The 20,721-nt window shown below is 71.1% G+C and carries 20 protein-coding genes; 15 read left to right on the forward strand and 5 right to left on the reverse strand.

What is annotated here, in order from left to right:
• Positions 1-22: 22 nt before the first annotated feature.
• Together ACFTZC_RS06520 and ACFTZC_RS06525 are read left to right on the forward strand one after the other, a co-directional pair.
• Positions 23-1,390, forward strand: a complete 1,368-nt coding sequence (locus tag ACFTZC_RS06520; RefSeq protein WP_382887426.1) for an FAD-binding oxidoreductase — start codon at positions 23-25, stop codon at positions 1,388-1,390.
• Positions 1,391-1,423: 33 nt separating this feature from the next.
• Entirely contained in the window at positions 1,424-2,206 is a 783-nt protein-coding gene (locus tag ACFTZC_RS06525; protein ID WP_382887427.1) for a hypothetical protein, read from the forward strand.
• A gap of 9 nt (positions 2,207-2,215) precedes the next feature.
• Here the strand turns inward: ACFTZC_RS06525 and ACFTZC_RS06530 are convergent, their stop codons facing one another.
• Together ACFTZC_RS06530 and ACFTZC_RS06535 are read right to left on the reverse strand one after the other, a co-directional pair.
• Positions 2,216-2,689, reverse strand: coding sequence for an SsgA family sporulation/cell division regulator (locus ACFTZC_RS06530; RefSeq protein WP_382887429.1), 474 nt, complete (start codon positions 2,687-2,689; stop codon positions 2,216-2,218).
• Positions 2,690-2,894: 205 nt separating this feature from the next.
• Entirely contained in the window at positions 2,895-4,355 is a 1,461-nt protein-coding gene (locus ACFTZC_RS06535; RefSeq protein WP_382887431.1) for an MFS transporter, read from the reverse strand.
• Between the two features lie 233 nt (positions 4,356-4,588).
• On the opposite strand from ACFTZC_RS06535, the gene ACFTZC_RS06540 reads away from it, so the two are divergent.
• The 3 genes from ACFTZC_RS06540 to ACFTZC_RS06550 all read left to right on the forward strand — a co-directional run bounded on the left by ACFTZC_RS06540 (position 4,589) and on the right by ACFTZC_RS06550 (position 8,296).
• Positions 4,589-5,569, forward strand: a complete 981-nt coding sequence (locus ACFTZC_RS06540; protein WP_382887433.1) for a helix-turn-helix transcriptional regulator — start codon at positions 4,589-4,591, stop codon at positions 5,567-5,569.
• Between the two features lie 368 nt (positions 5,570-5,937).
• A complete protein-coding gene (locus ACFTZC_RS06545) occupies positions 5,938-7,371 on the forward strand; it encodes an RDD family protein (RefSeq protein ID WP_382887434.1) in 1,434 nt (477 codons plus the stop codon).
• Between the two features lie 85 nt (positions 7,372-7,456).
• Positions 7,457-8,296, forward strand: a complete 840-nt coding sequence (locus tag ACFTZC_RS06550) for an RDD family protein (RefSeq protein WP_382887436.1) — start codon at positions 7,457-7,459, stop codon at positions 8,294-8,296.
• Here the strand turns inward: ACFTZC_RS06550 and ACFTZC_RS06555 are convergent.
• On the reverse strand, positions 8,290-8,583 hold the full coding sequence (locus ACFTZC_RS06555; protein ID WP_382887437.1) for a hypothetical protein: 294 nt from the start codon (positions 8,581-8,583) through the stop codon (positions 8,290-8,292). The genes ACFTZC_RS06550 and ACFTZC_RS06555 overlap by 7 nt on opposite strands.
• A gap of 460 nt (positions 8,584-9,043) precedes the next feature.
• On the opposite strand from ACFTZC_RS06555, the gene ACFTZC_RS06560 reads away from it, so the two are divergent.
• Both ACFTZC_RS06560 and ACFTZC_RS06565 read left to right on the forward strand, forming a co-directional pair.
• A complete protein-coding gene (locus ACFTZC_RS06560; RefSeq protein WP_382887439.1) occupies positions 9,044-11,467 on the forward strand; it encodes an immune inhibitor A domain-containing protein in 2,424 nt (807 codons plus the stop codon).
• A gap of 124 nt (positions 11,468-11,591) precedes the next feature.
• Positions 11,592-11,918: a hypothetical protein gene (locus tag ACFTZC_RS06565; protein ID WP_382887441.1), complete on the forward strand. Its 327-nt coding sequence runs from the start codon at positions 11,592-11,594 to the stop codon at positions 11,916-11,918.
• A 34-nt stretch (positions 11,919-11,952) separates the two neighbouring features.
• On the opposite strand, the gene ACFTZC_RS06570 is transcribed toward ACFTZC_RS06565, so the two are convergent.
• Both ACFTZC_RS06570 and ACFTZC_RS06575 read right to left on the reverse strand, forming a co-directional pair.
• The gene (locus ACFTZC_RS06570; RefSeq protein ID WP_382887443.1) at positions 11,953-12,558 is read right to left on the reverse strand and encodes an isochorismatase family protein; all 606 of its coding nucleotides are present in this window, start codon (positions 12,556-12,558) and stop codon (positions 11,953-11,955) included.
• Between the two features lie 388 nt (positions 12,559-12,946).
• The gene (locus ACFTZC_RS06575; RefSeq protein WP_382887445.1) at positions 12,947-14,275 is read right to left on the reverse strand and encodes a nicotinate phosphoribosyltransferase; all 1,329 of its coding nucleotides are present in this window, start codon (positions 14,273-14,275) and stop codon (positions 12,947-12,949) included.
• 143 nt (positions 14,276-14,418) lie between these two features.
• On the opposite strand from ACFTZC_RS06575, the gene clpS reads away from it, so the two are divergent.
• The 8 genes from clpS (at position 14,419) to ACFTZC_RS06615 (ending at position 20,599) form a co-directional block, all read left to right on the forward strand.
• Positions 14,419-14,724, forward strand: a complete 306-nt coding sequence (gene clpS, locus ACFTZC_RS06580) for an ATP-dependent Clp protease adapter ClpS (RefSeq protein WP_329826863.1) — start codon at positions 14,419-14,421, stop codon at positions 14,722-14,724.
• Positions 14,724-15,326, forward strand: a complete 603-nt coding sequence (locus tag ACFTZC_RS06585; RefSeq protein ID WP_382887447.1) for a DUF2017 domain-containing protein — start codon at positions 14,724-14,726, stop codon at positions 15,324-15,326. Before clpS ends, ACFTZC_RS06585 begins: the two co-directional genes overlap by 1 nt.
• 524 nt (positions 15,327-15,850) lie before the next feature.
• Entirely contained in the window at positions 15,851-17,329 is a 1,479-nt protein-coding gene (locus ACFTZC_RS06590; RefSeq protein ID WP_382887449.1) for an amino acid permease, read from the forward strand.
• Between the two features lie 134 nt (positions 17,330-17,463).
• Entirely contained in the window at positions 17,464-17,877 is a 414-nt protein-coding gene (locus ACFTZC_RS06595; protein ID WP_365812989.1) for a M67 family metallopeptidase, read from the forward strand.
• Positions 17,878-17,997: 120 nt separating this feature from the next.
• Positions 17,998-18,114, forward strand: coding sequence for a putative leader peptide (locus ACFTZC_RS06600; protein ID WP_365812991.1), 117 nt, complete (start codon positions 17,998-18,000; stop codon positions 18,112-18,114).
• 159 nt (positions 18,115-18,273) lie between these two features.
• Positions 18,274-18,579, forward strand: a complete 306-nt coding sequence (locus ACFTZC_RS06605) for a MoaD/ThiS family protein (protein ID WP_382887451.1) — start codon at positions 18,274-18,276, stop codon at positions 18,577-18,579.
• Positions 18,579-19,529, forward strand: coding sequence for a PLP-dependent cysteine synthase family protein (locus tag ACFTZC_RS06610; RefSeq protein ID WP_382887452.1), 951 nt, complete (start codon positions 18,579-18,581; stop codon positions 19,527-19,529). The genes ACFTZC_RS06605 and ACFTZC_RS06610 overlap by 1 nt, the downstream gene beginning before the upstream one ends.
• A gap of 311 nt (positions 19,530-19,840) precedes the next feature.
• A complete protein-coding gene (locus ACFTZC_RS06615) occupies positions 19,841-20,599 on the forward strand; it encodes an MBL fold metallo-hydrolase (RefSeq protein ID WP_382887454.1) in 759 nt (252 codons plus the stop codon).
• Positions 20,600-20,721: the final 122 nt, after the last annotated feature.

A 20,721-nucleotide genomic window follows, 5' to 3' on the forward strand; every position in this document is an offset into this window, starting at 1 on the left:
CCCCGGGTGCGAGCCTGAGGGCATGGACGATCTCCTCGTACGGCTCCGGACCGGCCTTCCCGCCGATGCCCTGATCACCGATCCCGACATCACGGTCTCCTACGCCAACGACATGGCCAGCTTCTGCCCGGCCGGAACGCCCGCCGTCGTCGTGCTGCCGCGCACCGTCGAACAGGTCCAGCACGTCATGCGCACGGCCACCGCGCTCCGTGTCCCCGTCGTCCCGCAGGGGGCCCGTACGGGGCTGTCGGGCGCCGCCAACGCCTCGGACGGGTGCATCGTCCTCTCCCTGATCAAAATGGACCGGATCCTGGAGATCAACCCGGTCGACCGGATCGCCGTCGTCGAGCCCGGCGTCATCAACGCCACGCTCTCCCGCGCCGTCGCCGAGGTGGGCCTCGCCTACCCGCCCGACCCGTCGAGCTGGGAGATGTGCACCATCGGCGGCAACATCGGCACCGCCTCCGGCGGGCTGTGCTGCGTCAAGTACGGGGTGACGGCGGAGTACGTCCTCGGCCTCGACGTCGTCCTCGCCGACGGCCGGCTCCTCACCACCGGACGCCGCACCGCCAAGGGCGTCGCCGGGTACGACCTGACCCGTCTCTTCGTCGGCTCCGAGGGCAGCCTCGGCATCGTCGTCAAGGCCGTCCTCGCGCTGAAGCCCGAACCGCCCCAGCAGCTCGCCCTGGCCGCCGAGTTCGGCTCGGCCGCCGCCGCGTGCGACGCTGTCTGCCGGATCATGGAGGGCGGGCACACCCCGTCGCTGCTGGAGATCATGGACCGTACGACCGTCCGCGCCGTCAACGCGATGGCCAACATGGGCCTCCCCGAATCCACCGAGGCGCTGCTGCTCGCCGCCTTCGACACCCCGGACCCGGCCGCCGACCTCGCCGCGGTCGGCGCGCTGTGCGCGGCGGCGGGCGCCACGGAGGTGGTCCCCGCCGAGAATGCCGCCGAGTCGGAGCTGCTGCTCCAGGCCCGCCGCCTCGCGCTCCCCGCGCTGGAGGCCGTCAGGACGGCCACGATGATCGACGACGTGTGCGTACCGCGCTCGCGGCTCGCCGCGCTGATCGACGGCACGGCCGCCATCGCGGAGAAGTACGACCTGACCATCGGCGTCTGCGCCCACGCGGGCGACGGCAACACGCACCCCGTCGTCTGCTTCGATCAGGCGGACCCGGACGAGTCCCGGCGGGCCCGGGAGTCCTTCGACGAGATCATGGGGCTCGGCCTGGAGCTGGGCGGCACGATCACGGGTGAGCACGGCGTCGGCGTACTGAAGAAGGAGTGGCTGTCGCGCGAGCTGGGTCCGGTGGGGCTGGAGTTGCAGCGCGGGATCAAGCAGACTTTCGACCCGCTGGGCTTGCTCAACCCGGGCAAGCTGTTCTGAGGCCGACGGTGCGGCCGTACGGGTGAGGTACGTGTGAGCAAGCTGACCGAGTACGACACGACGGCGGGCGGAAAGGGCCTGGGCGACCGGCGCTCCGCGCACCGGGTGTACCGCAGGCTGCCCTGGATCCAGATCCTGCTCGTCCCCGCGGTCATGGTCTCCGTGGTCGCCTACCTCACCCTCAAGTCCCCCTTCCTGTACGTCCCCGTGGTGGCCGGCCTCCTCTACGCGGGCTTCGCCGGCCTGCGCCGCATCCCGCCCGCCGAGGGCGTGCGCCTGGCCGTCGTCTACGAGGGCGGCGTGCTGCTCGCGAGCCCGCGCGCCGCCCCCGTCACGTACGCCTGGCAGGACATCGACGCCACCGGCCACGACCTGGGCGGCAGCGAGATCGACTTCACCCCCGGCGGCTTCCGCACCACGGAACGCGCTCCGGCCACCACGATCTGGCCCCGTGGCGGGCAGCCGGTCGTCCTCACCCACGTCGTACGGCAGCACAAGCTGGCCGAGGCACTGGAAGCGGGCATACGCCCCCGGCTGCTCGACCGGCTGCGCGCGGCCCTGGACACCGACGGCACGGTCCGCCTCGGCGACCTGGACGTCACCGACGAGGGCATCACCCTGCGGAGCGGCCTGCCGGGCGGGACCGCCGCGTCGGCCGGGCCGGCCGGGATCGACTGGTCGGAGCTGCCGGAGACGCGGACGTCAGGACCGTCCGTGCTCCGCGTGCTGACCAGCACCGGGCGGTGCGACGTGCCCGTACGGAACGCGGCGGTCGTCCGCGAGTTCATCGAGGAGACCCGCGAACTGAACGTCTGACCCGGGCGTTCACGCGTCGTCCGCGGACCCGTCCGACGGCCACGGGTCCCGCAGCCACAACTCGTCGGCCGCGGCCGGGGCGAGCAGTGCGGTCAGCGCGCCGTCGAGCCCGAGCCGCCCGGCCTCCGTACCGGGCGGCACCACCCGCAGCGTCCGCTCCACCCACGCCGCCAGCGCCGCCGACGGCCCCTCCAGCAGGGCGTCCCCGTCGGGCGACGAGAGCGCGAGACACAGCACCTGACGCCCCTCTACCTTCGTCGGCCAGATCCTGACATCCCCGTGCCCGCACGGCCGGAAGACCCCCTCCACCAGCAGCTCCCGCGCGAAGGTCCAGTGCACGGGGGCGTCCGAGCCGATGTGGAAGGCGATGTGCACGGCGTACGGATCCTCCGTCCGGTACGTCAGCCGGGCCGGTACGGGGATGCTGCGCTCGGGCGACAGCACCAGATTCAGTTCCAGTTCGCGTTCGACCACAGAGTGCATGGCGGGCACTTCCTTTCCTGGCAACGGGCCCAGTCGCGGGGCCTTACCGGGAGAGAGGCACCACCTCTTGGTTTATGACGCGACTTTCCACCACAACTTTGTCCGGGGGATCCGCCTCCTTCCCTTCCCCTCTCGCCCGGGCGGCCATGTCCACGGCCGGTCTTCGCAGCGGAGCGTGGTCTCCGGCGGCTCGTACCACTCGCCGTTACTGCGCACTCGACCGCGCGCCGCGCAGGAACAGAGCGCTGGTGAAGGTTCCGAGGAGCACGATGGCGGCGTTCACGGCGATCGCGACCTTCAGACCGCCGAGGATGGCCGCGGCGCCGGCGCCGGTCATGGTGGCGGTGGCGACGGCGCTCATGATCGGAGTGCCCATCGTGATACCGACCTGCTGAGTCATGGTGGCGAGGCCCACGGCCAGACCTTGTTCGTGGTCGGCGAGCCCCGAAGTGGCCGTGACCATGAAGCCGACGATGACCAGCATGTTGCCGACCCCGCCGGCGAAGGTGGCGACCAGCGGCAGCCACATCCACGAGCGGTCGTCACCCAGGCCGAGCAGCGCCGCGGTGAACACGGCCTGCAGGATGCCGCCGACGATCAGTGTCCGCTTACTGCCGATCTTTCCGATGACCTTCGGGGCCGTGGAGCCGCCTACGACCGTTCCGATACCGAGCACGCCGAAGGACAGGCCTGCGGCGAGCGGGGAGAAGCCGAGCACTTCCTGGAGGTAGAGGGTGAGCAGGAAGACCAGGGAGGTCTCGGTGAGGAACGCGATCAGGCCGGCGATGTTGCCCCACGCCACCGATCGCTTGCCGAGCACGCTGAGCGGCACCAGCGGTGCGGACACCTTGCGCTCGACGGCGTAGAACACCAGCAGCAGCACCACGCCCGCCGCCAACGGCAGCAGGGCGTCCGCCGAACCCCAGCCCTTCTCACCCGCTTGGGTGAGCCCGAAGACGATGGAGAGAAGACCGAGCGTGACGCTGACGGCGCCGGGCACGTCCAGCTTGGGGCGCGCGTCGGGCCGGGACTCCTTGATGACCGTCGGGGCGACGAACAGTACGGCGAGGGCGACGGGCACGTTGATGAAGAACGCCCAGCGCCACGACAGCAGATCGGTCAGCAGGCCGCCGAGGATGGCACCCGTGGTGAACCCGGCCGACATCAGCGCTCCGTTGAGGCCGAGCGCCTTCTCGCGCAGCGGCCCCTCCGGGAACGAGGTGGTCAGCAACGACAGCCCGGCCGGCGTCACGGCGGCGGTGGCCAGACCCTGGAAGACCCGGGCCGCGATCAGCACCTCCGAGTTCTGCGCCAGGCCGCCCACGAGCGAGGCAGCAGCCAGTACGACGAGGCCCCCCAGAAACAGCCGACGCCGGCCGAACAGGTCCGCGACCCGGCCGAAGAGCAGGGTGAAGCCCGCCGCGCAGAGCGCGAACGACGTGGCGATCCACTGCAGGTGTCCCAGCGAGAAACCCAGACCCTCGCCGATCACCGGCAGCGCCACGTTCAGGATGGAGAAATCCACAGCCAGCATGAACTGGGCCGCGAGCAGCAGCACCAGCACCAGCCGGAGCCGGGGGGTGAGCGCGGTCGGGGACGCGCCGACGGCGGTGCCGGCCGTGGCGTCGGCCGCGGTCCCGGCCGCCTCCGAATCAGTGACGGACATGAAGTCGAGTTCCTTTCTCCCTCACGTGCGGAGCACGCTCGGCCGCGTCACGCGCGGTTCACGGAGAAAGGCTCGTCGGAGCACGGGCTCCCAGCCAGAACCCTGCCTTGTCCAGTCAGCGGGAGGGTAGTCATCAGAGCACCACCCTGGTGGCCCGCGGCCACCAGGACCGGCAGGCACCATAGGGAGTCAGTGGCCACAGCCCGTCGCACTCCGCCGACCTGGAGGCATTCATGGACGCCCCGTCCGAGCTGGGAGACTTCCTCAAGTCCCGCCGCGCCGCGCTACGACCCGAGGACATCGGCATTACGCCGCACCCGACCCGTCGCCGCGTCACCGGGCTCCGCCGCGAGGAGCTGGCGATGCTCGCCGGGGTAAGCATTACCCACTACACCCGCCTGGAACAGGGCCGGGCCATCAGCGCCTCCGACGGTGTGCTCAAGTCGCTCGCGCGCACGCTGCGCCTCACGGACGACGAGACCGCCCATCTGAAAGACCTGGCCCGCCCCGCCGCCGCGTCGTCCGGCCCGGCTCCGCCCCGGGTGGCACACGCCAGCGCCTCGGCCCGGCAACTGCTGGCGGCCATGACCGACGTACCGGCTCTTGTCCTGGACCGGCGAAACGATGTCCTCGCGTGGAACCGGTTGGGCCACGCCCTGCTCGCCGGGCACCTGGCGCGTGAGAGTCCCGATACACCTGCCGACCGTCCCAACCTGACCCGGATGCTCTTCCTGGACGAGCAGTACCGGGAGTTGTACACGAACTGGAACGAGGAGGCACAGATGGCAGTCGCCTCTCTGCGCCTGGTCGCCGGCCGCCACCCCCACGACCGCTCCCTCGCCGAGATCGTTGGCCAGCTCACCATGAACTGCCCCGAGTTCTCAGCTCGTTGGGCCCGGCACCCGGTGCGCACCTGCACCTCCGGGGTGAAACACCTGCGTCATCCACTGGTCGGCGCGATGGACCTCAGCTTCGAGAACCTCGTCATCCCCGGCACCACCGGCCAGCGCCTCATCGCCTACACCGCCGAGCCCGGCTCACCGTCGGAGGCGGCGCTGCGGCTCCTCGGCAGCGTAACGGCCCCGTCGGCACAGGATCCGACGGCGGTACGACCCGCCGTGGGCGGGGCGCAGATGGGGGTATGCCGCCGGGGCGATGGTCATGTGGTGGTGCCAGGAGGGAAAGGAACGCCGGCGAAGTCCAGTAGCTCATAGCTGCCTCGGGCAGGACGAACACAGCGGCGCGTCAGCTTCCGGGCCGTCCGTTCTTACCCGTCCGGGTGGTGGGCGCCCCGGGGGCGCGGTTCGCGTCTTCTGTCGGGTGGTCGCGTACTTCCGTTCGAACCTGTGTGCTGAATTCGTGCAGGTCGGCGTACAGATCCCACCCCGCAGCTTTACGCTGCGGAGCAGCACTGCCGGGCGGCTGCCCGAACGCGGTCGTTTCTGGTGGGCACCATCTTCCGGGTCCCCGGTTCTTCGTTAATGTCTTCCTGGACGCGCGGGAGTACGAACCCGGCCGCCGATCCGGCGCCGGGCGGCCCTGTCAGGTCAAATCACGGTGTGAGCGAACGGAGTTGGGGTCAGTGGCTACTCCTCCTGGTGACGGCGGGAACGTACCCCGGGAAGGCTTCTACCCGGACCCTTCCATTCCTGGATATGTCCGGTACTGGAACGGTGCCGCCTGGGTGCCCGGCACCTCGCGGCCCGCGCCCCGGGAGGGCGAGGGCGCGCCCGCCGCGCTGCCCGCCGCCGCGCCGCCCGCCGTCGACGAGACGGGGCCGGTCTTCCTCGACGAGGACCCGCCCGAGCGGCCCCGGCAGGAGCCCGCCTCCGCGTGGCAGGCCGACGCCTCCCGCCAGTCCGGCTTCGGGGGCGAGCGGGACGCCCGGGTCTCCTGGGGCGCGGGTGCGGGACAGGATCCCCGGGTTCCCGCCCCGGCCCCCTCGCCCGCACCGCCCGCCGACCCGACCGGCGGCGCGCTGCCCGGCGTACGGGCCCTGGGCCCCGGGGACGGGGACGCCGGCGGAAGCGGCACCGGCATCGACGCCGACGAGAACGCGCCGCTCACCGACGGTACGGTCGCGATCCGCCCCCAGCGGCGCGGCGGCGCCGGTCCCGGGCGCGCCCCGGGGCCCCGCGAGGGCGGCAAGCCGCCCGCCGACTCGACGATGACCATCCGCGCCCTGCGCGCCGCGCGCCGCGCGAAGGACGAGGAGGCCACCGCCGGGCGCCCCGATCCGGGCACGATGGCGATCCGCGCGCTCGACGCCGGACCCAGGCCGCAGCTCCCCGCCCGCCCGTCGGCCCACCAGCCGCCACCGGCCCAGCCGTCCGCCCAGCCCCCGCAGTCCTACGCGCCCGCTCCCGAGCCCGAGCCCGACCCCGGGCCCATCAGCCCCGGCGCCGGCGGCGGCGCCACCTCCTGGGCCCAGCAGGTGCACCGGCTCGCCCAGGGGGACGGGACCGACCAGCCCGTGGTGCCGTGGAAGCCGCCGGTCGAGGACCCGTTCCTCCAGGCCGCGCGCGCCCAGGCCGCCTCCCGCCCCGCCGGTCTCGGCAAGCGGGTCGTGGCCCGGCTGATCGACACGGTGGTGCTGGGGGCGGTCGTCGCCGCCATCGCCGTACCGCTCATCACCCGGGCCCTGGCCCATGTCGACGACAAGGTCGAGGCGGCCAGGCAGACCGGGGAGACCGTCACGGTCTGGCTGCTCGACGCCACCACGGCCGGCTACTTCGGCGGTGTCCTCGCCGCCCTGCTGGTCGTCGGCGTGCTCTACGAGGCCGTGCCGACCGCCAAGTGGGGGCGCACGCTGGGCAAGAAGCTCTGCGGAATCGACGTACGGGACATCGAGACCCACGAGGCCCCGGCCTTCGGCGCCGCGCTGCGCCGCTGGCTGGTCTACAGCGTGCTCGGCGTGCTCGTCGTGGGGCTCGGCAATGTGCTGTGGTGCCTGTTCGACCGGCCCTGGCGGCAGTGCTGGCACGACAAGATCGCCCACACTTTCGTCGCCCGCTGACGGGGCGTGAGGCGCCGGCGGGGCTGTTCGTCCGAACGGCGGGTCAGCCGTTGCGGGCCCCTCCGGGCCGGGGTGCACTGCCCCCATGAGCAATGATCAGCCGCCGTCCGGCCCACCCCCCGAGGACGACCCCTTCCTCAAGAAGCCGCAAGGGCCGCAGCAACCACAGGGGCCGCGGGAGTCACAGGGACCCCCTGGGTCACAGGGACCGCAGGAACCGCACGGGCCACAGGGACCGCACGGGCCGCAAGAGCCGCCCCCGGCTCACGAGCCTCCGCCGTCCTCCGGAGGATCCCCGTACGGCGCTCCCTACGGCGGCGAGCACGGTCCGCCCAAGGCCCCGCCGTACGATCCGAACGCCCCCGGCGGCGGCCCGTACGGCGGCTCTCCCTACGGGCAGGACCCCTACGGGGGAAGCGGCTCACCCTACGGCGGGGACCCGCTCGCCGGGATGCCGCCCCTCGCGCCGTTCGCCACGCGCCTCGCGGCCCGGGTCATCGACGCGCTGATCATCTTCATCCCGCTGGCGATCATCTCGCTGCTCGTCGGCGGCTGGCGCAACACGCCGAACAACACCGGAAGCTGGGACGAGGTCACCAACCAGGTCAACACCGGTACGCAGTGGGTCTGGTCGCTGATCTCCATCATCGCGTACGTCGGCTACGACACCCTGATGACGAAGAAGTACGGGCAGACCCTCGGCAAGCGGTGGCTCAAGCTGCGGGTCGCGATGCTCAACGACGGCTCGGTGCCGGAGGGCAACGCCTCGCTGGTGCGCGCCGCCGTGCTCTGGGTGCCCGCGCTGCTCTGCTGTCTCTTCCTCTGGTGGCTCATCATCATCGTGACGATCCTGGCCAGCCGGCCGTACAAGCAGGGGCTGCACGACAAGGCGGCCAGGACCGTCGTGGTGACGGCGACTCAGTGACGGGCGGTCTCACCGACCGGCGACGTCGCTCGCGCCCCGGACACCTCGCCGCGCGTCGCGGTGTCACTGGTGGTCCGGTGGCGGTGCGGGGTGGCCGCCCGCGTGGCCCGTGCCTTGCGGGGCAGCGGCACGGTCATGGCGACCAGCAGCCCCAGACCGAGCGCGGCGACGCCGATCACCGCGACGCCGATCCCCGTGCTCGTACCGGAGAGCAGGAGCATGGCGAGCGTCGAACAGACGATGGTGGCGGAGCCGTAGGCGAGCTGTGCGGCAGTCGGACGCGGCATGGCGGAATCCGTCCCTCGGGGGCATCAATATCTGTGTGGTTCTGGGGGGCTTGGGGGACTCTCTGGTTCTGGGGATGTTTGGTGCGTCTCGCGTATTTCGTACAGAGGACAAGTGGTACCAGGGCGCCGCAAGGCGGTCGCACTCCATAGCGACTCTAGACGGTGCATGCCCGGACGGAACGGGTAGTAAGCGTGACCTGTCTTATGGCTCCGGTGCATGGGGGGCGCATCGAGTCACGCCCCCCTTCAACAGGCCTGATGTATGCGCCCGTTGGCCGGTTCACTCCCCTGTTCGGATAGCGAATCCGGAAGGCCGCATAGTGCAATTGACGGGTTCAAGTCAAGATCTGTTTTTTCTTCCCCAACTCCGGTCCAATGTCGTCACTTATGACGCGCAGACGCGCGCGGATCCCACACTCCCGGTCCGCGGATCGCGTGCGCCGGGGAGGAACACCACCAAGTGATCAGAAACCGACGGGCGAGACGAGTCTCCGCCGTGGTCGTGGCTCTGGCCGCGACCGCCGCGACGGCCTCGGCCTTCACCACGGCTCAGGCCCAGGAGCAGCCCGCGTCCGCTTCCAGCGCCCCGTCCGGCGCGGAGCGCCGTGACCCGGCGCCCCAGAAGGGCCAGGTCGACCACGACCTCGACGGCCCGTTCAGCAAGCAGCAGTCCAAGCAGCGCGAGGCGGCGCTCCAGCAGGTCATATCCGGCGACGCGAAGGTGGAGAAGCGCGGCGGCTCCCAGGTCGTCAAGCTCGACAGCAAGAAGTACGTGGAGCTCGGCCGCGAGAAGACCGACAAGATCTTCACGATTCTCGTGGAGTTCGGCGACGACGTCGACAACACGACGACGTACGACCCGGACGGCGCCGACGGCCCCCTGCCGCCCGTCGTCAAGTACGGCGGCGACCCGGGCCCGCTGCACAACGAGATCGCCGAGCCCGACCGGAAGGTGGACAACTCCACCGCCTGGCAGGCCGACTACAGCCAGGAACACTTCCAGGACCTGTACTTCGGCACCGGCAAGGACGCCAAGGGGCAGCAGAAGGAGTCCCTGAAGACGTACTACGAGAAGACGTCCTCCGGGCGCTACTCGGTCGACGGCGCGGTCTCCGACTGGGTCAAGGTGCCGTGGAACGAGGCCCGTTACGGCTCCAACTACTGCGGCTCCACCAACTGCGCCAACGTCTGGGACCTGGTCCGCGACGGCCTCACCGCCTGGACCGCCGGCCAGAAGGCCCAGGGGAAGACCGACGCCGAGATCAAGGCGTACCTGTCCGAGTACGACCAGTGGGACCGGTACGACTTCGACAACGACGGCGACTTCAACGAGCCCGACGGCTACATCGACCACTTCCAGATCGTCCACGCGGGCGAGGACGAGTCGGCGGGCGGCGGCGTCCAGGGCACCGACGCCCTCTGGGCGCACCGCTGGTACGCGTACGGCACCAACGCGGGCTCCACGGGCCCCGCGGGCAACAAGGCCGGCGGCGCGCCCGTCGGTGACACCGGCATCTGGGTCGGCGACTACACCATGCAGCCGGAGAACGGCGGCCTCGGCGTCTTCGCCCACGAGTACGGCCACGACCTGGGCCTGCCCGACCTCTACGACACCTCGGGCGGCGAGAACTCCACCGCCTTCTGGACGCTGATGTCGTCCGGCTCGTGGCTCGGCACCGGCAAGGACGCGATCGGCGACCTGCCCGGGGACATGACCGCCTGGGACAAGCTCCAGCTCGGCTGGCTCAACTACGCCGAGGCCAAGGCGGCCACCAACTCCACCCACAAGCTGGGCGTCTCCGCGTACAACACGAAGAACCCGCAGGCGCTCGTCGTCGAACTCCCCGAGAAGGAGAAGACGACGACGGTCGTGAAGCCCGCGGAAGGCTCCAAGCAGTGGTGGAGCGACATGGGTGACGACCTCAAGAACACTCTCACCCGTTCGGTGGATCTGACCGGTAAGTCCGCCGCGTCGCTCGACCTGACCGGCTGGTGGGACATAGAGGCCGACTACGACTACCTCTACACCGAGGTCTCCACGGACGGCGGCGCCAACTGGACGCCGCTGGAGGGCACGGCGGACGGCAAGTCCCTGCCCCGCGACGCCGCCGACAAGCCGGCCCTGACCGGTGTCTCGGGCACGGCGAAGAAGCTCAGCTTCCCGCTGGACGCCTACGCGGGCCAGAAGTTCGACCTGCGCTTCCGCTACCAGACGGACGGCGGCGTGGCCGGCAAGGGCTTCACCGCCGACGCCATCACCCTCACGGCCGACGGCGCGCCGCTCTTCACCGACAACGCCGAGGGCGACGACGCGGGCTGGACCGCGAAGGGCTTCTCGCGTATCGGTGAGTCCTTCACCCAGGAGTACGAGCAGTACTACATCGCGGAGAACCGCCAGTACGTCTCGTACGACAAGACCCTCAAGGTCGGCCCGTACAACTTCGGCTTCACCGCGCCGAACGACGGCAAGGTCGAGCACTTCGCCTACCAGAACGGCCTGTTGATCTGGCTGTGGGACACCTCGCAGAAGGACAACAACACCAGCCAGCACCCGGGCGAGGGCCTGATCCTGCCGATCGACGCCCACGCCAAGCCGCTGAAGTGGTCGGACGGCACGCTGATGCGCAACCGGATCCAGTCGTACGACTCCACCTTCAGCTGGTGGCCGACGAGCGGTCTGTCGCTGCACCGCGCCGACCAGCTGACGCGGATCTCCCCGTCCCTGGGCGCCCCGGTCTTCGACGACCGCAGGGGCACCTACTGGAGCGAGGAGAACAAGGGCGGAAGCGTGAAGGTTCCTGACACCAACACCAAGATCAGCATCATCAGCCAGCCGCTCGACGGCTCGACGCTGACGGTCAAGGTCGGTAAGTCTGGCAAGTAACCTGGAGTAATCGCAGGTCAAGCGCATGATCGGTCGTCGCCCTCTAGCGGGCGGCGGCCGATCGTGTTTAGGTGCGTCCTACGGATCTCTTATTGACACGACGTCTTACGGGGGCGATGAGGACATGGCAAGCGGAGGCTTCAGCAAGCTCCCGAACGGCACCGTGGTGGTGGCACTGAACCTGCCGAGACCGGCGGCGGAGGGCGGCACCGTACGCGTCCTGGTGCACGCCGCGAACCGGGCCCGCGCCCTGACCAGGCTGCGGAACCTGGGGCTGCGGGCGGTCTACCTGCGCGGCAACGCGGAGCCGCCGACACCGGACGAGATCACGGCCGTACTGCACCACCCGGACGGCCTGCTCTGGCGTACGACACCGGACGCGCCGGGGACGGCGGACCAGCTGTGGCAGCCGATCCGGGCGCTGCTGAGACCCGCGGTGATGGGGTACTGACGCTGCGCAGCCGCCACGGCCCCAGGGCCGGCGGTCAGCCGCGGGCCGCCACCACCGGCGTACCCGTCAGCTGCACGCCCGCCTCCCGCAGCTCCGCCAGGGCCCGCTCCGTGGTCTCCTCGGCCACGCCCGCCGTCAGGTCCAGCAGCACGTGCGCGGTGAGGCCCGCGCGGACCGCGTCCAGCGCGGTCGCCTTCACGCAGTGGTCCATGGCGATGCCGACCAGGTCGACCTCGGTCACCTCGCGCGCCTTCAGCCAGTCCGCCAGCCGGACGCCGTTCTCGTCGAAGCCCTCGAAACCGCTGTACGCGGCCGAGTACGCGCCCTTGTCGAAGACCGCGGCGATCGAGCCGGAGGCGACCGCCGGGGCGAAGTTCGGGTGGAAGCCCACGCCCTCCGTGCCGGCCACGCAATGCACCGGCCAGGTGGTGACGTAGTCCGGTACGGCCGGGGGCACCGCGAAGTGGTCGCCCGGGTCGATGTGGTGGTCGCGGGTGGCGACCACGTGCCGGTAACCGGCGGTCGCCTGGCCTATCAGTTCGGTGATGGCGGCGGCGACATCGGCGCCCCCGGCCACGGCGAGGCTGCCGCCCTCGCAGAAGTCGTTCTGTACGTCCACGACGATCAGTGCGCGGTGCATAGCGGGTCCTTCACTGAGGAAGCGGGAAAGCGATGAGCTGAGGGGGCTGGGGGGGGCTGGGGGACTGACGGGTGACGGTACGGGAGGCGGTACGGCGGCCGGGGGAGGGGCGGCCGGGTTGCGAGCGTAGAGACTCCGGCCGCCGCGCGGGAGGGGGCGCGCACCCGCTCTCGTACGGCGCATCCGCTGTCCCTCCAGTCTCACCCGCACCCGCGGCCCACGCACCCGGCGCGCGGCCGTCCGGCCCGTCCGCCGCCGGCCCGCCCGGTGCTGTCCCGTCACCGGGACCGCCCGGTCCTCTCCCGTTACCGGGCCCGTACCCGGCCCGGGGCCCGCTCGTACCCTCCCCGTACCCCGTTCGTCCTCGCGTGCCCCAGGACCCGGCCGCTCACGCGTACTCGGTCGGAATGACCGGCTCCCCCCGCGACAGCTGCGTCGCCGACATCGGCAGCGCCGCCCGCGCCGCCCGGTGCCGCTCGCGCGCCACGTCCAGCGGCTCGCGCGCCATGATCTCGCCGCCCTTGACCAGCTCCACCAGCAGTTGCCGGTCCAGCAGTTCCTGCGGCACGGCCCCGGTGCCGAGCACCTCGGCCTCGGCGTACCCCTGCGCGTCCGCCCGGCGCGCCGCCCACTTGCGCCCGCCGACCGAGGTCTTCCCGCCCAGCGACTTCTTCGCCACCGGCCGGAGCGGGGCCTTCGGGTCCGCCGACGCGGCCCGCGCGACGATCTTGTAGACCATGGAGCAGGTCGGGTGCCCGCTGCCCGTGACGAGCTGCGTACCGACGCCGTACGCGTCCACCGGCGCCGCCGCCAGCGAGGCGATCGCGTACTCGTCCAGGTCCGAGGTGACGACGATCCTGGTGTTCGCCGCGCCCAGCTCGTCGAGCTGCTGCCGTACCCGGTGCGCGACCAGCAGCAGGTCGCCCGAGTCGATCCGTACGGCGCCCAGCTCGGGCCCCGCGATCTCCACGGCGGTCCGTACGGCCTCGGCCACGTCGTACGTGTCGACCAGCAGCGTGGTGGACCGGCCGAGCGAGTCGATCTGCGCCCGGAACGCGTCGCGTTCGCTGTCGTGCAGCAGGGTGAAGGCGTGCGCGCTCGTGCCGACCGTCGGAATGCCGTACCGGAACCCGGCGGCCAGGTCGGAGGTGGCGTCGAAGCCGCCCACGTACGCGGCGCGCGCGGCGGCCACCGCGGCCAGCTCGTGCGTGCGGCGCGCCCCCATCTCGATCAGCCGGCGCCCGCCCGCGGCCGTCGCCATCCGGGAGGCCGCGGCGGCGATCGCCGAGTCGTGGTTGAGGACCGAGAGGATCACGGTCTCCAGCAGCACGCACTCGGCGAAGGAGCCCTCGACCCGCAGGATCGGCGAGCCGGGGAAGTACACCTCGCCCTCCGGGTACCCCCAGATGTCGCCCCGGAAGCGGTACGCGGCGAGCCAGGCGAGGGTCTGCTCGTCGACGACCTCGTTGTCCCGCAGGAAGCCGAGCAGACCGGGGTCGAAGCGGAAGTTCTCCACGGCGTCCAGGACCCGGCCGGTACCCGCCACGACCCCGTACCTGCGGCCTTCGGGCAGCCGCCGGGTGAAGACCTCGAAGACGGAGCGCCGGTCGGCCGTACCGGCCCGCAGCGCTGCCTGGAGCATCGTCAGCTCGTACTGATCGGTGAAGAGCGCGGTCGACGGAATGTCCACCGGCAGCCCAAGGTCCGCAGTGTTCATAGGACGATGCTACCCCGAATACTCGTCACTCTGACGATTTCTCGGTGGCCGTTTGTGCGACACCGCTCACGTGGTGGCAGCATGGGACGCGTGAGGCCGCGGCATGCCGGCGCCCCCCGCAGAGAAGAAGGTCGTCCCGAACCGTGAGTGTTGCTCCGACTGAGATCGAACGCCCCGAATCGGCCGAGGAGACCTTCGCGGTCCCCGAACCCGACGTGCCATGGGTGACGATCGTCCACAACGACCCGGTCAACCTCATGAGTTACGTGGCCTACGTCTTCCAGACCTATTTCGGCTATTCGAAGGACAAGGCGCACAAGCTGATGCTCGACGTCCACCACAAGGGCCGCGCGGTCGTCTCCAGCGGCAGCCGCGAGGAGATGGAGCGCGATGTGCAGGCGATGCACGGATTCGGGCTCTGGGCGACCCTCTCGCAGGACCGCACCTGATGGCCGGCCGCTTCGAGGCGATTCCGGGCGGCGGCGCGGCCGTCGCGCTCGACGAGGTCGAGATCTCGATCCTGCGCTCGCTGGCCGTGCAGTTGCTGGAGCTGATCGGCCCCGCCGACGAACCCGCCCAGGGCGAGGACCCGCTCGCCGCGCTCTTCACCCCGGGCCCCAGCGAACCTCCGGGCGACCCGGCGCTGGCCCGGCTCTTCCCGGACGCTTACGGCGACCCGGAGGGGCCGGGCTCCGGCGCCGACGAGGAGGAGCTGAAGGAGTACTCCTCGGAGTTCCGGCGGTTCACCGAGAACGACCTGCGGGACCGTAAGCGCGAGGACGGCATGGCGCTCGTCCGGACGCTGGACGCGCTCACCGCCACGGGCGAGGGCGGCGCCGTACTGAAGCTGACGCCCGACGACTGCCGGCACTGGCTCGGCGCCCTCAACGACCTGCGCCTGACGATCGGTACGCGGCTGGAGGTCACCGACGAGGACGAGGGCGGTGAGCTGTACCGGCTGCCGGACTCCGACCCGCGCAAGCCGATGGTGATGGCGTACCTCTGGCTCGGCGCCCTCCAGGAGACACTCGTGGAGACGCTGATGCCTTGAGGCCCTTGAGGTCCTTGAGGCACTGAGGGCCGGGGGCCGGGGGCCGAGGCCCTGGTGGCGTCGGGGTGCCGGCGCTCGACGGCGCGGCGCGGGGCCTCCCGGCGGCGCGAGGCATCGCGCCGACGCGACCCTCGCGCAGCCCCGGCGACGAGCCGCCGGGGCGCCCCGCGGGTCATCCGCCCGCCTCCCGTGAGCCGTCCGCCCGCCGCCCGCGATGCACCCGCCATTCGCTCAAATGACGCTCAATTCGGCATAACGATCCCGTCACCACCGCGGCCTTCTTTGCGGTTCGCGGTGCGATTCGTCCCCTTTTTCCTGTGGGCTGTGCCACAGTCGCGGGCGCCGGCCGCCCGCCCTCCCGTGATAGATCTGCCGGACCCCCCGGGGACGCCACCCCTGTCCCCGGGGGTGTTTTCCGACCGGCCGAACGCCGGCGGCACTCCATCCACTTCCGGGGGGGGATCACGAAACTGGTCCGCGGCCGGGCACGGTCTCGGATCTGCATGGAGAAAGGGCGCACGACCATGACCTCTGCGCAGGTCGACAAGGAGTACGGCGGCGAAGGGCCCGCCGGCGGTCCCGCCGGGCACGGCCCGGGTGAAGAGGGGTACGAGCGCGGACTCGGCAGTCGCCAGGTCCAGATGATCGCCATCGGCGGCGCGATCGGCGTCGGCCTCTTCATGGGCGCCGGGGCGAACATCGCCAAGGCCGGTCCCAGCATCATCCTCATGTACGCCCTCGCCGGCGTCGTGATCTTCTTCATCATGCGGGCGCTGGGCGAACTGCTGCTCTACCGGCCCGTCTCGGGATCCTTCGCGGAGTACGCCCGCGAGTTCCTCGGCCCCTTCTTCGGCTTCGCCACCGGCTGGACGTACTGGCTGATGTGGGTCGTCACCGGCATGGCGGAACTCACCGCCGCCGCGATCTACATCCACTTCTGGTTCCCGCAGATCCCCCAGTGGGTCAGCGCGCTCGTCTTCCTCGTGGTCCTCTTCGGGGTGAACCTGATCTCGGTGAAGATCTTCGGCGAGGTCGAGTTCTGGTTCTCGATGATCAAGGTCACCGCCATCATCGGCATGATCGTGATCGGCCTCGGCGTGCTCACCCTCGGCTTCTCGGACGCCGGTGACACCGCCACCGCCGCCAACCTCTGGGAGCACAAGGGAGTCTTCCCCAACGGCATCGGCTCCAGCCTGATGACCCTCCAGGGCGTCATGTTCGCCTACCTCGCCGTCGAACTGGTCGGCGTCACGGCGGGCGAGTCCGAGAACCCCGAGAAGACCCTCCCCAAGGCCATCAACACGCTGCCCTGGCGCATCATCGTCTTCTACGTCGGCGCGCTCCTCGTCATCCTCTCCGTCGTGAAGTGGACCGAGTTCCAGGAGGGCACCAGCCCCTTCGTCCACGCCTTCGAGACGATGGGCATCCCGCTCGCCGCAGGCATCGTCAACTTCGTCGTGCTGACCGCCGCGCTCTCCTCCTGCAACTCCGGCATGTACTCCACCGGCCGGATGCTGCGCGACCTCGCCGCCAACAGCGAGGCACCGAGCGCCTTCGGCCGGCTCAACGCCCGCCGGACCCCGGCCGTCGGCATCGCCGTCTCCGTCGCCCTCATGGGCGTCGGTGTGATCCTCAACTACATCGTCCCGGAAAAGGCGTTCGGCTATGTGACCTCGGTCGCCACCGCCGCCGGCATCTGGACCTGGATGATGATCCTGATCAGCCACATCCGCTACCGGCGCGCGGTGGAGGCGGGCCGGCTGCCCGCCTCGTCCTTCCCTGCGCCCGGCGGATCGCTCTTCAGCTGGATCGCGGCCGGCTTCCTCACCCTGGTCACCTGCCTCATCGCGTACGACAGCGACGCGCGGATCTCCCTCTACGTGGGGGCGGTCTGGGCCGTCTTCCTCGCGATCGGCTGGCGGTACGTGAAGAACCGCGCCCCGGAGCGGCCGAAGCCCTCCGGGCCCTCCGGCACCCCGGAGTACGCCCCCGCCGCCGACTGACCCGCACGGGCACCCCCTGAGGCCTGCCCGCCTGCCCGTTCCCGTCCCCGCCCCGCCCCGCCCCGCCCCGCCCCCGGATCCTGGCCGACCCCCTGATCCGGGGGCGCGTGTGCCGGTCCCTCTATATTTTCTTCATGCTCACCATCACCCAGGCCCTGCACGACCAGATCGTCGCGCACGCGCGAGCCGACCACCCCGACGAGGCGTGCGGCGTCGTCGCGGGCCCCGAGGGCACCGGCCGGGCCGAGCGGTTCATCCCCATGCTGAACGCCGCCCGTTCGCCCACCTTCTACGAGTTCGACTCGGTGGACCTCCTCAAGCTGTACCGCGAGATGGACGACCGCGACGAGGAACCGGTGATCATCTACCACTCGCACACCGCGACCGAGGCGTACCCGTCCCGTACGGACATCACCTACGCCAACGAGCCCGGCGCCCACTACGTCCTGGTCTCCACCGCCGACACCGACGGCTCCGGCCCCTTCCAGTTCCGCTCGTACCGCATCGTGGACGGCACGGTGGAGGAAGAGCCCGTGGAGATCGTCTGACCGGCCCCACGCCGCAGGTCCTGTGCCCTCTCCGCCCGGCTGTCCACTCCCTGGACGTCAGACGTCCACGGACTGGGAACGCATGCCCGGGCGCCAAACGGGAATCGATACGATGAGCGCATGGTTTCCATCGACGTGAGCGACAAGACGCCGAGCACACCGCTGCTCGTGGCGCGGCTGCACGTCGATCTGTGCCGCCTCGCCAGCGCCATCTGTCCCGGCCGCGCCGCCGGCTGAGCGACGGCCTGCCCGGAGCGCGGTCCTCCGTACCCGTACGTACTCGCACGTCGTCGCATCTCCGCAAGCCGCACCACCCCCTCGCGCGGGGGGCCCGAGCCGCGCGCCCGTCACGCAGTCTCCCGCCCGTCACGACGTCTCCCGACAGGAGCCCATGCCATGGCCATCGAGGTCCGCATCCCGACCATCCTCCGCACCTACACCGACGGCGCCAAGGCGGTCGAGGGCACCGGCGACACGCTCTCCGCGCTCTTCGCCGACCTCGACACCCGGCACGCCGGCATCCGGGAGCGGCTGATCGACCCCGCCAAGGACAACCAGCTCCGCCGCTTCGTCAACGTCTACCTCAACGACGAGGACGTCCGCTTCCTGGACGGCGTCGCCACCAAGCTCGCCGACGGCGACAGCGTCACTATCCTCCCGGCCGTGGCCGGCGGCGCGCCCGACCCGAAGCGCTCCGTCTGATGCGGTACGACTCCCCGCTGGCGGCGGTCGGCAACACGCCCCTGGTCCGTCTCGTCCGGCTCTCCCCGTCGGACGACGTACGGATCTGGGCCAAGCTGGAGGACCGCAACCCGACCGGCTCCGTGAAGGATCGGCCGGCGCTCCACATGGTCGAGCAGGCCGAGAAGGACGGCCGGCTCACCCCCGGCTGCACGATCCTGGAGCCCACCAGCGGCAACACCGGCATCTCGCTCGCCATGGCGGCCCGGCTCAAGGGCTACCGCATCGTCTGCGTCATGCCGGAGAACACCTCGCAGGAACGGCGCGACCTGCTCGCCATGTGGGGGGCGGAGATCGTCTCGTCCCCCGCCGCGGGCGGCTCCAACACCGCCGTACGGGTGGCGAAGGAGCTGGCGGCGGAGAACCCCTCCTGGGTGATGCTCTACCAGTACGGCAACCCCGACAACGCGGGCGCCCACTACGCCACGACGGGCCCGGAGATCCTGGCCGACCTGCCGTCCATCACCCACTTCGTGGCGGGCCTCGGCACCACCGGCACGCTCATGGGCGTCGGCCGCTATCTGCGCGAGCACGTCGACTCCGTCCGGATCGTCGCGGCGGAGCCCCGCTACGACGACCTCGTCTACGGGCTGCGCAACCTCGACGAGGGCTTCGTCCCCGAGCTGTACGACGCCTCGGTGCTCACCACCCGCTTCTCCGTCGGCTCGGCGGACGCGGTCGCCCGTACCCGCGAACTCCTCCAGCAGGAAGGCATCTTCGCGGGCGTCTCCACCGGCGCGGCGCTGCACGCGGCGATCGGTGTGGGCCGGAAGGCGGTCAAGGCGGGGGAGAGCGCCGACATCGTGTTCGTCGTGGCGGACGGCGGCTGGAAGTACCTGTCGACGGGCGTCTACACCGCGGCGACGACCGAAGAGGCGATCGAGAGGCTGCACGGCCAGCTCTGGGCGTAGTGCCCGCGGCCGGGGCGGCGCAGGGGCCGGTGCCGTGGTCCCCGCGCCGCCGCGCCGCCCCGCCCGCGTGTGCTGTACGTGAGAAGGGGCGTGAAGGAGTGCGAAGGAGTGTGAAAGGGCGCACAGGCGGACGGGCCACACGGCGCGGGGAGCGGGCCCACCCGTACGGACCATCCGAACCAGTGACGTCCTGGGTGAGTTCCCCCACAACGGACCACTGTGAAGGAGCGACCAGCCCTTTCGCGCTTTACGCTCGGTAAATCGCACGACCCCCGTCGCCCCGCCGTCCACGCCACGGAGGTTCCCGCTCCATGAAGCTCACCGTCGTCGGCTGTTCGGGCTCGTTCCCCTCCGCGGGATCGGCCTGCTCCAGCTACCTCGTAGAGGCCGACGACTTCCGGCTGCTCCTCGACCTGGGTAATGGCGCCCTCGGAGAGTTGCAGCGCCACTGTGGTCTCTACGACCTCGACGCCATCTTCCTCAGCCACCTCCACGCCGACCACTGCATCGACATGTGCGGCTACTTCGTCGCGCGCTACTACCGCTTCGACGGCGGACGCTGCGACGCGATCCCCGTCTACGGCCCCGAAGGCACCGAACAGCGCCTCACCACGGCGTACGCGGACACCCCTTCGGACAAGGCGATGAGCGAGGTCTTCGACTTCCACACCCTCAAGCCGGGCTCGGGCTCGTTCGACATCGGCCCGTTCTCCGTCCGTACGGAGAAGGTCGCGCACCCCGTCGACACGTTCGCGATCCGCGTCGAGCACGAGGGCAGGTCCCTCACGTACTCCGGGGACACCGGCGTCTGCGACCCGCTGGTCGAGCTGGCCGAGGACACGGACCTCTTCCTCTGCGAGGCGGCCTTCACGTACGGCAAGGAGGACGTGGAGGGCCTGCACCTCAACGGCCGCGAGGCCGGCGCCCACGCCGCCCGCGCCCGCGCCCGCAGGCTCGTCCTCACGCATGTGCCGCCGTGGACGGACGGCGACCGGAACCTGGCCGACGCGCGCGACGTGTACGCGGGCCCGGCGGAACTGGCCGTTCCGGGTGCGGTCTACGAGATCTGACGCGCCGCACGGGACGCGCCGCACGGAACCCGGCGCCCGAGGACTCGGCGTACGCGATCCGGCGCACGACGCACGTGACCGTGGGCCCGGCCGGTCCTGACATCGGCCGGGCCCACGGGGCC

The sequence above is a fragment of the Streptomyces sp. NPDC056987 genome (assembly GCF_042673865.1).
GTDB lineage: Bacteria > Actinomycetota > Actinomycetes > Streptomycetales > Streptomycetaceae > Streptomyces.

Coding starts and splice junctions, on each gene's coding strand:
- ACFTZC_RS06520 (WP_382887426.1), top strand. CDS start 23: ATGGACGATCTCCTCGTACGGCTCCGGACCGGCCTTCCCGCCGATGCC.
- ACFTZC_RS06530 (WP_382887429.1), bottom strand. CDS start 2,689: ATGCACTCTGTGGTCGAACGCGAACTGGAACTGAATCTGGTGCTGTCG.
- ACFTZC_RS06535 (WP_382887431.1), bottom strand. CDS start 4,355: ATGTCCGTCACTGATTCGGAGGCGGCCGGGACCGCGGCCGACGCCACG.
- ACFTZC_RS06540 (WP_382887433.1), top strand. CDS start 4,589: ATGGACGCCCCGTCCGAGCTGGGAGACTTCCTCAAGTCCCGCCGCGCC.
- ACFTZC_RS06550 (WP_382887436.1), top strand. CDS start 7,457: ATGAGCAATGATCAGCCGCCGTCCGGCCCACCCCCCGAGGACGACCCC.
- ACFTZC_RS06555 (WP_382887437.1), bottom strand. CDS start 8,583: ATGCCGCGTCCGACTGCCGCACAGCTCGCCTACGGCTCCGCCACCATC.
- ACFTZC_RS06565 (WP_382887441.1), top strand. CDS start 11,592: ATGGCAAGCGGAGGCTTCAGCAAGCTCCCGAACGGCACCGTGGTGGTG.
- ACFTZC_RS06570 (WP_382887443.1), bottom strand. CDS start 12,558: ATGCACCGCGCACTGATCGTCGTGGACGTACAGAACGACTTCTGCGAG.
- ACFTZC_RS06575 (WP_382887445.1), bottom strand. CDS start 14,275: ATGAACACTGCGGACCTTGGGCTGCCGGTGGACATTCCGTCGACCGCG.
- ACFTZC_RS06585 (WP_382887447.1), top strand. CDS start 14,724: ATGGCCGGCCGCTTCGAGGCGATTCCGGGCGGCGGCGCGGCCGTCGCG.
- ACFTZC_RS06590 (WP_382887449.1), top strand. CDS start 15,851: ATGACCTCTGCGCAGGTCGACAAGGAGTACGGCGGCGAAGGGCCCGCC.
- ACFTZC_RS06595 (WP_365812989.1), top strand. CDS start 17,464: ATGCTCACCATCACCCAGGCCCTGCACGACCAGATCGTCGCGCACGCG.
- ACFTZC_RS06600 (WP_365812991.1), top strand. CDS start 17,998: ATGGTTTCCATCGACGTGAGCGACAAGACGCCGAGCACACCGCTGCTC.
- ACFTZC_RS06605 (WP_382887451.1), top strand. CDS start 18,274: ATGGCCATCGAGGTCCGCATCCCGACCATCCTCCGCACCTACACCGAC.
- ACFTZC_RS06610 (WP_382887452.1), top strand. CDS start 18,579: ATGCGGTACGACTCCCCGCTGGCGGCGGTCGGCAACACGCCCCTGGTC.
- ACFTZC_RS06615 (WP_382887454.1), top strand. CDS start 19,841: ATGAAGCTCACCGTCGTCGGCTGTTCGGGCTCGTTCCCCTCCGCGGGA.